At 42.6% G+C, this 13,430-nt stretch carries 7 protein-coding genes and 2 tRNA genes; 3 read left to right on the top strand and 6 right to left on the bottom strand.

The genetic code is table 11. The features are described from left to right. Positions 1-86 precede the first annotated feature (86 nt). Both pelA and IRJ18_RS08210 read right to left on the bottom strand, forming a co-directional pair. Complete coding sequence (pelA, locus tag IRJ18_RS08215) at positions 87-1,304, bottom strand: pectate lyase (protein WP_194105706.1); 1,218 nt, start codon at positions 1,302-1,304, stop codon at positions 87-89. A gap of 209 nt (positions 1,305-1,513) precedes the next feature. Further along, positions 1,514-2,983 (bottom strand): hypothetical protein, encoded by a 1,470-nt coding sequence (locus IRJ18_RS08210; protein WP_194105705.1) that lies wholly within the window; start codon positions 2,981-2,983, stop codon positions 1,514-1,516. Between the two features lie 530 nt (positions 2,984-3,513). Here IRJ18_RS08210 and IRJ18_RS08205 point away from each other — a divergent pair. Next, entirely contained in the window at positions 3,514-5,343 is a 1,830-nt protein-coding gene (locus IRJ18_RS08205) for a sodium:solute symporter family transporter (protein ID WP_194105704.1), read from the top strand. A gap of 147 nt (positions 5,344-5,490) precedes the next feature. Beyond that, positions 5,491-6,708, top strand: a complete 1,218-nt coding sequence (locus tag IRJ18_RS08200) for a hypothetical protein (RefSeq protein WP_194105703.1) — start codon at positions 5,491-5,493, stop codon at positions 6,706-6,708. A gap of 80 nt (positions 6,709-6,788) precedes the next feature. Here IRJ18_RS08200 and IRJ18_RS08195 read toward each other — a convergent pair whose 3' ends face one another. The 3 genes from IRJ18_RS08195 to IRJ18_RS08185 all read right to left on the bottom strand — a co-directional run bounded on the left by IRJ18_RS08195 (position 6,789) and on the right by IRJ18_RS08185 (position 10,082). Beyond that, entirely contained in the window at positions 6,789-7,532 is a 744-nt protein-coding gene (locus IRJ18_RS08195; RefSeq protein ID WP_194105702.1) for a hypothetical protein, read from the bottom strand. Positions 7,533-7,599: 67 nt separating this feature from the next. Continuing rightward, on the bottom strand, positions 7,600-9,741 hold the full coding sequence (locus IRJ18_RS08190) for a hypothetical protein (protein WP_228072623.1): 2,142 nt from the start codon (positions 9,739-9,741) through the stop codon (positions 7,600-7,602). Between the two features lie 267 nt (positions 9,742-10,008). Further along, positions 10,009-10,082 (bottom strand) — tRNA-Pro (locus IRJ18_RS08185). Positions 10,083-10,367: 285 nt separating this feature from the next. Between IRJ18_RS08185 and IRJ18_RS08180 the strand changes: the two genes are divergently transcribed. After that, complete coding sequence (locus tag IRJ18_RS08180; RefSeq protein ID WP_194105701.1) at positions 10,368-13,178, top strand: PAS domain S-box protein; 2,811 nt, start codon at positions 10,368-10,370, stop codon at positions 13,176-13,178. 119 nt (positions 13,179-13,297) lie between these two features. Here the strand turns inward: IRJ18_RS08180 and IRJ18_RS08175 are convergent. After that, positions 13,298-13,374: transfer RNA gene (locus tag IRJ18_RS08175), tRNA-His, on the bottom strand. Positions 13,375-13,430: the final 56 nt, after the last annotated feature.

The following is a 13,430-nucleotide window of genomic DNA, read 5'->3' as shown; positions in this document are numbered from 1 at the left end:
TGTTTACGTTACCGAAGGTATATCATCAATTTGATATTTCCAAACATCAATTAGCAGTGGCACTAATAGATATATGTAATTGAAGCTTATTTTTTCTCTAACACATTATTATCGGCAGCCCATTTTTTTTGCCATGTTGGGTACTGGTCCAGCACTTTTTGCGGGGCATAAGTATACCAGCCATAACCATCGCGCCGCTCACGGTCAACTTCAGCCAGCGAGTATACTACTTTGCTATCCCGGTTGCAGAACAAAGGCCTATGGGTTTTCAACTCGTAGTAACGTGTCCATATAGGCGGCGCCGTAGTATCGGTTACTACTACCCTATCTCCGGTAGATACGCGAAAGGGTGTAACCATACGTGGTGCCGGAATACTTTTTACACGAGTATTGTAAATTTTTGATTCCTGAAACCAATTTACAGCGTTTTGCACGGCATCAATAACCCCTTTTTGAGGATGATCGATACTCATTAAAAATAATACTATGCCGGAGCTTTCACCGTTGGAAATGCTTGGTGGTTCAAACTTGCGGGCCCAAGCCGGTTGCAGCGTAACCTCATCATGCTGTTGACACCAAGCCGTGGGCTTACCATTATCGTTTATCTGCATTTTCAGAAGGCATTGCAGGCCATTATTGTAAGCGGCAGCCAGCTTAGCGCGATACTTAGCATCAATAAAAGCATATTCCGGTTTATCGTCCTGAACATCTTTTAATAATCGCATTATTCCTTCAAATACCCCATCGTTTAAGGTTATACACCTGCTATAATTATTTTCCAGGGGATAATATTGTGGCCAGCCGCCATTTTTATATTGCGATTTCAGTATAAAATCGAAACCTTTCAGGGCTCCGGTTTTGTATTTCTCATTTTTAGTAACGGTATACACATTAGCCAACACGGCTATTTGTGTATAAGTGCTGCCATTATCGTAAGTGGTGTTCAATTCGTTTCGGGCGGCGCTTACGCTATCCTTCTGGTCGTTGGTCAGTTTAGCAAAAATGTCGTAGTTCTTTGGCCAGCCTCCGTTACTTTTTTGGAACAGCAGGATATTATCGGCAATATTAGTTATTTCGGTCGCATCGTATTTTGGCCTGCCGGGGCGGGCGTTAATGATATTCTTTTTATCAAAAATAGCATACCAATGACCGGCATTATCGGCAAAGGGAGCCGGATCAACCCGGGTATAGGCATATGTTTTTGCCTGGTTTTGTGACAGTGCTTTCGATATAAAAACTGTATTAAGCACAGTTAAAATAATTGAACCAAAAACCACTTTTATTAGCGGGGTATTATACTTCATGGCGAATTGAGGGTTATATTGTTCTGTAAATTTACTTTTTTGAAACCCATAACAATTGCTTATTGGTAACAATTCGGCGACTAAATCTCCGGAAACGTTCCCAATTTTAAATTCACCGTGTTTATTACCAGATATTCGAAACAAAAAGCCCTTGTCGGTAAATTCCAACAAGGGCTTTTATACATTATTGCCAACCATGGCACCAATTATTATCGTTTAACTACTTCTAATTCACCCCAATCTATCACCGGAAGAGAGCCGCCGCTTGGCAATGTTACTATTACATTATAGTACTGCCCGGTTAAAGCAGTAGTTGGCCTTTCCGCTGTAGAATGTATAGCCTGGTTATAAACATAAGAAGGCCCGTATTTACGATAAAGCGCCGGCTGTACAGTAACACCTGTTGTAGCTGTAGGAGATGTGGCCCTGATAATGCTGGAATTAAAGGGTGTGAGGCTGGCCGGCGCACCGAAAGCCGCCACATATCTGATCTCGACAACCTGATTGGCATCAATATCAACTGGCCCGACTGAGTAAAGCACCTGTGGCGTACTGCTAACTGTGGTAATATTTCGCGAAAGGTCCTGACTAAAATATACGTATGGCCGGGTTTCAACGGCACAGCTACCATAAAGCAGGCTGGCTGAGCCTCCGTTTTCAAGTTGTAACGGAGAACCTGACCCACCATATGACCATACTACTGAATTAAAATATGCGTTAGTGGCGCCTGTTGAGCCAAAAAATGCCCCGCCTACGTGCGATGATACATCATGCCGTTCGTATTTTACAATCCCATGCTGGCTGGGGCTGGTAAAGTTAGTGCCTGTAGTAGAGGTTGCAGATGTAGTATAAATGGTTTTTCTTCCCAATGTTTGGGCAGGGTCTGTACCGTTGGCTATATCAGCGGTTACTTCTGTTTGGTACCGTATATCTACCATAGTGTTTGGCGCGATAGTCAGGGGCCCGATTGAATTGTCAACGTACTGGGTACCGCCAATTGGTATGGCATAACCGGTGCCGAACCACCAGGTTCCGTATGGTGTATTATGAGTAGTACTTGAATATCGCTGAACCCCACGTTCTACTACAGATACCAGTTCGCCATAATTACTTCCTACCGGCAAGTCCATATCAATACCTGCACCCGGCGTCCCCAGGTTAGCAGCGTAAAATACTGCATTTATATAGATAGAGCTTGATGCCGCTGCAAATTGATAAGAGCCCGTGCGGGTCAGAATCTCAGAATTACCTTCCGCGCCAACAACCAGGTTATTTCCGCAAAACGGGGATAACATGCCCAGGAAACCAGGATCCGTATTGTCCCTGCATGTGGCTGATGTTGCTACAACAATACCGCAATTGGCAGAAATTTCGTTGGTACCCGTCCAGGTAAGTTCACGTTGCAGGTGCGCCGAAACAACATCTGCCGCCTCAACAGTTAGCGGGCCGATAGAATAGACAACATATTTAGGAAATACTCCGCCTACTTTATCAGATTCAAGTTTGGTAACGGATGTGCTGTTATCCTTCACATAGCTGACAATTGAACTGGTTGATGTTGTTTTTAAACCTTTTTCCGGTTGTTTTTCGGTGATTAAACTTTGTTTATCCTTTGAACAGGAAACAACACCTAACAGGCCTGCTAAAAAGCAATACCATAGTTTTCTTTTTGATCTCATTTTTTTAGTGATTAGTAAAATTATACATAGTTGATTATTTCAGTGGAATGATTAACAGGGATGTTTATTTCCAGATAGATCCTGGCAGATGTATAATTCTGTGTACCCTATTGATAGTTTACGTACACGTTGAATCAAAATTAATGGAATAATATTCTAAAACAAATATTATTTGCGTTTTTATGCGTTTTATTTTACAAAATAAAACGCATAAAGGAGAACATTTGCAAATTTGGCTTAACCGGGAGAAACAAAAAAGTATTTCTATTTAAGGGAAATAGTGCCTAACCACTCGCCATTGTAGGTAAAATCGTAGCGAACCGGCGAGCTGCACTGATTTAACATGCTTTGAAAATCGTTCAAAAATCGAAAAAAGGTTGGATTGTTGACTCGCTCCGATTACCTGAGCACAGGATCAAACTCCATATATGATTAAATTTTATTTAAAAAATGTTTAGAAAATGAATTAAATAAATTATCATTGTGAATACGTATTCACAATAAATTAACCTATTTAGCTCAACCTTTTTATGAACTGGCACCAAATAGACATCTGGATAGTGATCATATATTTAATATTAATGCTGGTGATGTCGTTATGGCATAGGCGTTTTGCATCAGCCAACCTGGAAAACTTTTTCCTGGGTGGCCGTAAAATTCCCGGCTGGCTGAACGGCATCTCCTATACTGCAGCTATGGTCAGTCCGGATGCTGCAACCGGTTTAGGCGGTTTAGCAGTGGTTACCGGCGCATTTGTTTCCTGGTGGTATTTGAGCCGTTTTGGACTAGCGCTATTTATCGGCGGGGTGCTATTTGCTGTATTCTGGCGCAGGTTGAACCTGTTTACTTCGCTGGAGTTTTATGACATGCGTTTCAAAACCAAACCAGCTGCGGCCATGCGCATATGGATAGCCGTACGTACCTCACTTATAGCGATGCCCGCCTGGACAGGTATAACCTTATTAGCTGCTTTTAAAATTATGGGGCCAGCATTTGGTTTAACAAAAATTGAAACCTTATGCCTGGTTGTACCGGCCTCTTTCCTTTTCGTGTTTTTTTCCGGATATAAAGGAGTGGTTATCTCCAACCTTATACAAATGACCATTTTTTTTGTAGGCACTGTAGTGCTTGCAGGACTTACACTTCATCATTTCGGCGGGCCTGTTGCCATGACTCGTGCGATCAGTCATGCTTTCAGTACAACACATCCCGAAATATTACAATTAACACCACCCACCAAACATAACATATTCCCCATGGTGGGGGCCATGGCCTGGTTGTTCGGGCAGAGCATAGGCTACGGTGGCGATGCCGCGCCAATGGGCGGAGCCATGGAAGGGCAACGGATATTATCTACACGAACCCCTGCTGAAGCACTAACAATGTATGTAGTAACCGCTATTACTATGTTTATACTGCTGTTGCTGGTTACCTTGCCCAGTATCTCGGCCACCGTAATCTGGCCAGAATTGCGCGCCGTAGGTGCCGACCGTGAATTGGTTTATGGACGCTTAATGAAAGAGATGCTGCCGGCTGGTGCGATGGGGTTGCTGATAGCCGCTATGATGGCTGCCACCATGTCTGTAGTTGGGGATAACCTTAACTTTGGCAGTCAGGTTATTCTAAGTGATATCTACCGTAAATGGTTTGTCAAATCAGCCAGCGAACGGCATTATATGATTGTTGGAAAAATAAGCATGGCCATCATTGTTTGCATGGCTATAGCCGTAGTGTTTAATGTCACGTTTATCACTAATGTAGCTATATTTATGTTGCAACTCAGCGCGGCAGAACTACCTGCCAACTGGGCACAATGGTGGTGGTGGCGCTTTAACGGCCCGGCCCGCATGGCAGCCTCATTTGGCGGCGCAGCAATCTTCTGTATCGTGGTTCTTGTACCGAAGCTGCTAATATTGCTTGGTGTAACAGCTGCCCAACAGCTAGTTTTACCCTGGTGGTGGCAAACCCTGCTAGTTATGGGGCTAACGACCATTCTTTGGATTGCGGTAGCTTTATTGACTCCGCCTGATCCTAAAGAACTATTACAAGACTTTTACCAAAAGGTGCGTCCTTTAGGTTTTTGGAAGCCCTTCAAATTAGCTGGTTCAACTACATCAACAAAAGAAATACTAAAACCTATATTACGAGGACTGTGGGTAGCGACAATTGGCTTTGCGGCAACAGCCTTACTGATACAAGGACTTACCGAGGCTTGGTTTGGCCGTTATTGGATTGCATTTGCCGCTATAGTTACGTCTATTATTTTATTCGTTGTATTTAAAAAAACATCCAAATCTTACCTAAACTTCCTAGCGAAACATACCGGGGATGCGGAATATAAATTTAGAGGAGACAGCTAAATCGTTTAATACGATTTAAAAAGTCAATTATTAATTATTACAAAACTAACTTCTGGACATGAGCGCTGCTTGGGGAATAAACTTTGAGTTGTGGGAAGCCTATGATGCATTTTAGCAATAAGCGCTATACAGGATAAAAAAGAAATAATGCGGCAATCAAAATTAATGACCGGTGTTTCGGTAAGAGATATAACGCCACCGCTAGAGGTGGGACTTTTAACCTCATCTGTTAAGGGCACGTACAAACCTTTCGAAAGTGTAAGTTCACCTTTAAATGCAAAAGCGCTGGTTTTTAGGTTTAATGATGAATATGTAGTTATTGTGTCTTTAGACTTGCTAAACCTGAATGATACAGGAGTTGGCGGTTGGAGAGAATTCAAAAAAGGGCTTTCAGATGCTATTGCCCCCGAAAGAATAATTATATGCTGTACACATACACACTGCGCGCCCGAATCAGGTGGTGCATCGAATCTATACCTGACAGATAGTTATAAAATCTGGATTGCGTACATAAGGTCGCAGATTAAAGATGCCATTAACGAGGCCGTAGCGAATATAAAACCATGCAATTTAAAAATTTCGGCCTCCCGTTTAGATGGATTCTCGCTGCAACGCCGTATAAAAACACCTGAAGGTAATATTATCATGTCTGATTCCATTCAGCCGATAGCTCCTGAGTTATTTGACAGGGAGCCTGTAGATCGGAGGGTTAATACTTTGTATTTTCGGGATATGGATGAAAATGCCATTGCAACTATTGTGCATGCTATTTGCCACCCCGTGCATGAAATGTGCATTCCCAAGGTTTCGTCAGAGTTCCCCGGAGAAATGTGTTTAACATTGGATACTTTAGGCGGATACGGAACCTCTGTTTTTTTAAATGGTGCTGCAGGTAATACAAATCCCCCCACCGTTTCTGTGGGCAAGGAATATGCACGAAAGCATGGTCAGGCGCTGGCGAATGTGGCCATGGAAAAATCGGGGTTACATGATATTGATACCTCTGTATTTGATTTTGTGCATATTGAAAAGCAATTGGCTATCAGACCCGGAACTGGTAGAGAAAGCCGAAAAGACGCTATAGCCAGAATCAATGCCATAAAAATTGGTTCATTAGCATTATTATTTTTACCGGGCGAACCTTTTATTGAAACGGCGTTTGACATTGAAAAAGCGTCGCCTTTTGAACATATCATCATCATGGGTTTTAGTGAAAATAACATTGGTTATATCCCTACAGCTACTGCTTTTGAAGAAGGTGGCTATGAGGCAGGACCGGGTAAATGGTCATTCCTGGAAAAGGGTTCCGATCAAATTGTTTTTAACGAAGCTGTTCGTTTACTGAATAAACTGTATAATAAATAATATATACCAGAGTAATATAAAGCATTAAAAAAGTAGTTAAGACTATTCTTTACGCTTTGTTAATTGAAAAATGGATTACTTTATTCTTTGCCAAACATAATTTTAACAGTTTGTTGCATATGCTTGTTTACCCCTGATTTACGGGTAATATCCCAATAGCTTTGGTTTTCCTGAACCTGTATTTGGGTAGCAACTATCCAGCTCTGACTCCATCCTGTCAATGTACACCAAGCCCCCCAGCCAGCATCAGAGTTAGAAGCCCAATAATCCCAGCGGTTATAATCGAACCCTCTGAACCATCCACCGTCTAAATCTGTATGCTTTTTACTTTTGATCTGCACACGTATCAGAAAATTGGATAATTTATCAACCGCCTGTTTATATTTTATTTTTCCGGTGGCGTGTGCGGCTTCATTCAGGCTGAACAAGGGGCCAAAAACATCACTGGTAATCACCCCGCGCTCCAGCCTCGTTTCAACCGGTTTTTGAGTAAGGTTAAGCCCGGGATAAGAAGCGGGATATTCAATGTACAGCTGTAGCTTCTTTTTAGCTGCAATATTTAGTATCTCCTGTGTGATCCGTTTGGTTTCATCAACTAAGGGATAGGTATCTGATACAATAAATACAGCTGATCCTTTTTTGGCTGCACTGATCGCATCAGACGGGGATGTATAAAGTTTTATCTTAAAACTCTCATGGGATAGCAGAAGATAAAGATCATTCTTAACACTTCCACAAAAAAATACAGTTTTACTTTTTGAATATCCCATTGCTGAAAGCAGCACCAGGAAAAACACACAGCCGATTCGGAATCTAATTTTCATTTATATTAGGATTAAAGACAAATATTATGTTTGTGAAACAGCTTTCGAAGTAACGCTATCAATCACTTCATTCCTTGCCAAACATTAGTTTAACAGTTTGTTGCATATACTTATTTATTTCAGATTTACGGGTAAGGCCCCAGTAACTTTGATTTTCCTGAACCTGTACTTGTGTGGCAACTATCCAGCTTTGGCTCCATCCGGTTAATGTACACCAGGCCCCCCATCCTGCATCAGAATTAGAAGCCCAATAATCCCAGCGGCTATAATCGAATCCTCTGAACCATCCACCATCCAGGTCTTTATATTTTTCACTGTTAATTTGTATTCGGGTAAGGAAATCAGATAATTTATCAACACCTGCTTTATACGCCCGATTACCGGTAGCATGCGCTGCTTCATTAAGGCTGAATAATGCAAAGTTATTGGCAGCTAGCATGTCCGCAACCGGGTCATCGTTTTTAAAAATCATCGAACCTTCATCCGTTCCATAATCCTTGTTAGATTTTAATTCTTTAAACTGGCCCTTCCCCTCTCCAACCTCTTCTCGGATGGCGCCGCATGTTGCTTGGCATCTAAGCATATCTGAAACTACGATGTCTAACCAGCGGCGATGCTCTTCTGTATCCTCAATTCGTACTAACCAGGCTAAGGGAAGGATCATTTGCGCCCGTTGGGATTGAAGGCTGCTTCCCCATAACCATTTTTTAGGATAGGCCTCCATGGTTAGCCTAATAGCTGTCTTTGTTTTATCAAGCAATGGCTGATAGCCGGTTTTATGGTATAGCCACAGATAACATGCCCACATCCAGGATTCAAAGTGGGGGGAAAGGTGAATATAATCTCTGTTCCAGTAGTATTTCCATCCGTTCTTTAAAATATCTTCTTCTTCAAGGCGTTCACCCCGGAAACCTTTTTTACCAGTGGTCCTGAAATTACCTAAAATGGCTTCGGCTATTTCTTTGTCCCATTTATTACTATTAAGATAAGACGAAGCAGCGATCATCCCTAATATGGATCTGGCATTGTCATCGCCATAGAATGTCCCCGAATTGGTAGTTGCCCATCCAATCAGGCCATATGCCGCACTATTTGAATCATTTTTGGCGCCAGCCCGAAGGTTCGAAGTTTTCAACAGATAATCGATCAGGTTTGCGGATTTCTTTTTATAATCTTTATTGTTCAATAAACTTCCTGCTGCAGCCAGTGTCATACTCACTTCCCCCTGAACGTCACCGCGCATCCAATACCGATATCGTTGGGTGCCGTCATAGTTAATAGTAGAAGTATGACCTTCTATCACCCCAAGGTTCCCGTCACCAATTAGTTTATCCTTACCGACAGGCGGCCCCACCGGATTTGAACCATTACTTCCATATTTCAACCAGTCTTGTTTCCATGTTGGGTGAACAAAAAACCGACCATTATAATACCAGTTGGCCCCTTTTTGAATACTTTTTACTCTTGCATTAACAGGCAAAATTTCATTTTTGCTGTACGTAGGCGAAACATAAGAAAACCAATGATTTATCTTAAATGATTCATCTTTGAGCATCCGGGACAGGATGTAAGTCCAGACTTGTTTTACAGATTCATTAGGCCCATAACGACCGGTTGCAAAGTTGCTCATACTTGTCATAGCGATGATTGAATTCCCTTTCTCAAAAAGCAACGGATAGGCTTTTGTACTGTCTAATCCATATTCGGCTTTATCAAAACCTACTACTTTGGCCAGCACTATTAATGGGTTATCAATATTCACCGGCAACACGTGACAATTATGTATCCCCAGTAAACTCATGGGTAATAATTTGGGGCCAAAAACATCACTGGTAATCACCCCGCGCTCCAGCCTCGTTTCAACCGGTTTTTGAGTAAGGTTAAGCCCGGGATAAGAAGCGGGATATTCAATGTACAGCTGTAGCTTCTTTTTAGCTGCAATATTTAGCATCTCCTGTGTGATCCGTTTGGTTTCATCGACTAAGGGGTAGGTATCTGATACAATAAATACAGCTGATCTTTTGGGGGCTTCATCGATCGCAGCAAACGGCGATCTATAAAGGTTTATCTTAAAACCCTCACAGGAAAGCAGAAGATAAAGATCATTCTTCACACTTCCGCAAAAAAACACAGCCTTGTTTTTAGCATATCCCCCTGCCGTGTTCAGTACCAGGGATAAAAAAAAGATAAACATAAATTTAATTTTCATAATATTTGAGATCAGTCTAACTATATCTGCCTCCATGCCATATTTGCATACGTAGTCATATGTAAAGTTCGCAAAAAAAAGCAGAATCACAACAAGCCATGAATATGTATGTAAACACATTAATTAAAGGGTTGGCTGATTTATTAAATCTGTTCACCTTTTTTGTTCATATAGGCAAGGGATAGTATGATCACTTCAAAGGATTGAGCAAAAACAAAAAACCCTCTTCAGTTAATCTGAAGAGGGTTTTGCTTGGTATCGCTTTCGTCGGGATGGCAGGATTCGAACCTGCGGCCTCCACATCCCAAATGTGGCGCGATACCGGGCTACGCTACATCCCGTTTGGGTTTGCAAAGATAGTTTTTTTACCTATCGCTGCAAATGTTATTGCAAACTTTTTGAATAAATTTTCACTATAAAAAATCGTTTTTTTCAATTGGCTTGTTTATCAATTGATTATATTTTAACTTTTTCGGTTTTTATTCCATCGATATGCAAACTGAAATTGCTTACCAGTGTTGTTTTCAATTATAAACCCCCTTCAAAATCTTTTTTTTGATTATCTGTATAAGGTTGTAACTTTAGAATATCCCACTTTCACTAACCAGAAAGTAAAATCTAATGCTATGGGTGTATTATTAAAAACTGACCAGATGAACCACGGCGACGTGCGTTTCCGCAAGCTCATAGAACACAGTTACGCAGGCGTAACGCTTCTTGACCGGGACTTGAACGTAATTTACCGAAGCCCGTCTGCCGAACGTATTACGGGCTGGAAGGGCACAGACCGTGCAGAAGTTGCCCTTGCCGCTTTGGTACATCCTCAGGATGAACACATACTTCAGGAAGTTTTGCTGCGGGTATATGCGCAACCCGGCGAGCCCTTATCGGCCAGGTTCCGCACGCGGCATTATGCAGGGCATTATATCTGGGTGGAATGTATTCTCACCAATCTGTTGTATGAGCCTGAAGTGGAGGCCATAGTTTTTAATTTTGTAGATATAACGCGGCAAGTGGATCTGGAAACCGAACAGCAGCAAAGCCAGGACATCATTCGGGATAATGCCGCCTTTATTCGCCTTGTTACTGATCATGTGCCGGCTATGATCGCCTACTTTTCAGCAGACCTGCGCTGCCGTTTTGCTAATAAACCCTACGAAGAACATTTTGGCGCTGGCGGAAGCGTGATTGGAAAGTTAAAGACCGAACTATTATTGCCTGGTGAAAACAGCGCCCACGAACGTCATATAAAAGCTGTTTTAAAAGGAAAGCGTCAAAGCTTTGAACGCAGCCTGCCTGGCCCGGAGGGTACTACCCTATTCACGCATACCCAATACCTGCCAGATGGTAAACCTGGAAATGTTAAAGGCTTTTACTCGCTGGTGTATGACATTACTGAGATCAAGGCTGCTGAAATTGAGATCAGGCAAAAATCGAAACAGATGGAAGAACTGCTGGACAGCATTACCGACGGTTTTATTGCCGCTGATGCCAACCAGTGTTATACCTATGTGAATAAACGGCTGTGTGAAATGGTCGGCTTAACACCAGAAGAAATGATCGGGCGCAATATGTGGGAGTTATTCCCCGATGCCGTAGGCTCAATAACCTACGAATCCATTCAACAGGCGTTGCGTGAAAACCGATATATAGTGAGTGAAGATTATTATGCCCCGCTTGACCTGTGGCAGGAAAACCGTATTTATCCCAGGGCTGATGGTTTTTCGATGTTCATTCGCGATATAACCAGCCGTAAAAAGGCAGATGAACAGCTTCGGTTGCTATTTGACCGTGCTCCTGATTTGATCGGCATTGTTGGGATCGACCGTTATTTCAAAAGGGTTAACGCAGCCATGTGCAGGCAACTGGGATATACAGAACAGGAACTGTTGGCCACTCCGCTCGATCTTTTGGTACACCCAGATGATCTGGAGGTCAGCCGGGAACGTACGAAAGCATTTATAGTCGGTGGTGACCAGACCATGTATTTCGAAAATCGCTTTTTAACTAAAAACGGCAAAGCGATATGGCTATCCTGGACTGTAACGCGTTCTGCGGAAGAAGGGATAATGTTTTGCGTAGGGAAAAATATTTCAGATAAAAAGGAAATGGAAAACCTGTTGCAAAAAGTTAATCAACTTGCCAGGATTGGTGGCTGGGAGGTAGACCGGGTGAATGGAACGGCTTACTGGTCGCCAATTACAAGGGAAATTTACGACGTGCCTGAAGATTTTGTGCCAAATAGTGATAACTGGCTTCCTTTTTATAGGGAAGGTGCTGACCGGGACTATATCGCCGGTAAAATGGCCGGCACCATTGCCACTGGGCAGCCTTGCGATGCTGAAGTGCAATTGGTTACAGCGAAGGGCCATACGCGTTGGGTTCGCGCAATTGCTGAGGCAGAGTTTCGTGCCGGAGTGTGTGTGAGGGTGTATGGCAGTTTTCAGGACATTGACGATCGTAAAAAAGCGGAATTAGCCGCCACTGCAGCACTCGCCGAACGCAACAATATTTTGGACAGCATTGGTGATGGTTTTTTTGCCGTCGACCGTAACTGGATCGTCACCTATTGGAACGCTACGGCCGAACAAACAATGGGTACGCCAAGGGAAATGATGCTTGGAAAGTATTTCTGGGATATATACAGTGATGCTGTCGATCTGGAATTTTACCAATACTACCAACAGGCAATGTTTACAGGTAAACCGGTCCATTTTGAGGATTATTACCCGCCTATGCAAACCTGGTTTGGTGTGCATGCGTATCCTTCAGAAAATGGATTATCTGTATTTTTCAGGGACATTACAGAAGCAAAAAAGTCCGCGCAAGCATTGGCTGAATCGGAAAGACGATACAGCAACCTTTTTCAGCTTAGTCCACAGCCCATGTTCGTTTATGATATGGAGACGTTAAAATATCTGGATGTGAACGCTGCGGCTATTACACATTATGGTTACAGCCGTGAAGAATTTTTATCCATGACCATTGTGGACATCAGGCCTGAAGACGATATCCCGCTGCTTAAACAGACCGTTGCCGAGCAACAGGAACAAGAAAAAGTACAACTGCACGGCATCTTCAGGCACCGTAAAAAAACCGGCGAAATTATCCAGGTGGACATCCAAAGCAACCAGATCAGTTATAAAGGCGTTAGGGCCAAAGTGGTGCTGGCTAATGATGTGACCGAGCGGGTGCGTTATATAGAAGCTATCGAAGCACAAAATAAAAAACTGATGGATATTTCCTGGATGCAGTCGCATATTATCCGCGCGCCCCTATCCCGCATTATGGGTTTGATCCCAATGCTTACCCCATATACAGGAGATGATCCCGAACAGCGGCTTATCCAAGAATACCTTGTAGCATCGGCTAATGAGTTAGACCAGGTGATCCGATCGATTATTGAGAAGACCGGTATTATCGATTTAAAAAAATAAATTAAGATATGGCTTGTTAATTACGCTTATAACTAATCATCCTGCTATCCTACCAAAATCATTTTTCATATCATGATTTGTAGTAAAAACAAAACGCCCCTTAGTTTCCTAAGAGGCGCTGGGGTAAGTAATCGGGCTCGAACCGACGACCCTCGGTACCACAAACCGATGCTCTAACCAACTGAGCTATACCTACCGTGTTGGGACTGCAAATGTATAAAAATCAGGTTTAATGTCAAATGCTTTTTTTCA

The sequence above is a fragment of the Mucilaginibacter boryungensis genome, assembly GCF_015221995.1.
Classification (GTDB): Bacteria; Bacteroidota; Bacteroidia; order Sphingobacteriales; family Sphingobacteriaceae; genus Mucilaginibacter; species Mucilaginibacter boryungensis.
Note: the sequence above shows the minus strand (reverse complement) of the source record. Positions and strands in the feature narration are given on the sequence as shown.

What these genes read in the sequence shown, in the direction of transcription:
- IRJ18_RS08205 (WP_194105704.1), top strand. Translation starts at nt 3,514, where the DNA reads ATGAACTGGCACCAAATAGACATCTGGATAGTGATCATATATTTAATA.
- IRJ18_RS08210 (WP_194105705.1), bottom strand. Translation starts at nt 2,983, where the DNA reads ATGAGATCAAAAAGAAAACTATGGTATTGCTTTTTAGCAGGCCTGTTA.
- IRJ18_RS08180 (WP_194105701.1), top strand. Translation starts at nt 10,368, where the DNA reads ATGGGTGTATTATTAAAAACTGACCAGATGAACCACGGCGACGTGCGT.
- IRJ18_RS08190 (WP_228072623.1), bottom strand. Translation starts at nt 9,741, where the DNA reads ATGAAAATTAAATTTATGTTTATCTTTTTTTTATCCCTGGTACTGAAC.
- IRJ18_RS08195 (WP_194105702.1), bottom strand. Translation starts at nt 7,532, where the DNA reads ATGAAAATTAGATTCCGAATCGGCTGTGTGTTTTTCCTGGTGCTGCTT.
- pelA (WP_194105706.1), bottom strand. Translation starts at nt 1,304, where the DNA reads ATGAAGTATAATACCCCGCTAATAAAAGTGGTTTTTGGTTCAATTATT.
- IRJ18_RS08200 (WP_194105703.1), top strand. Translation starts at nt 5,491, where the DNA reads ATGCGGCAATCAAAATTAATGACCGGTGTTTCGGTAAGAGATATAACG.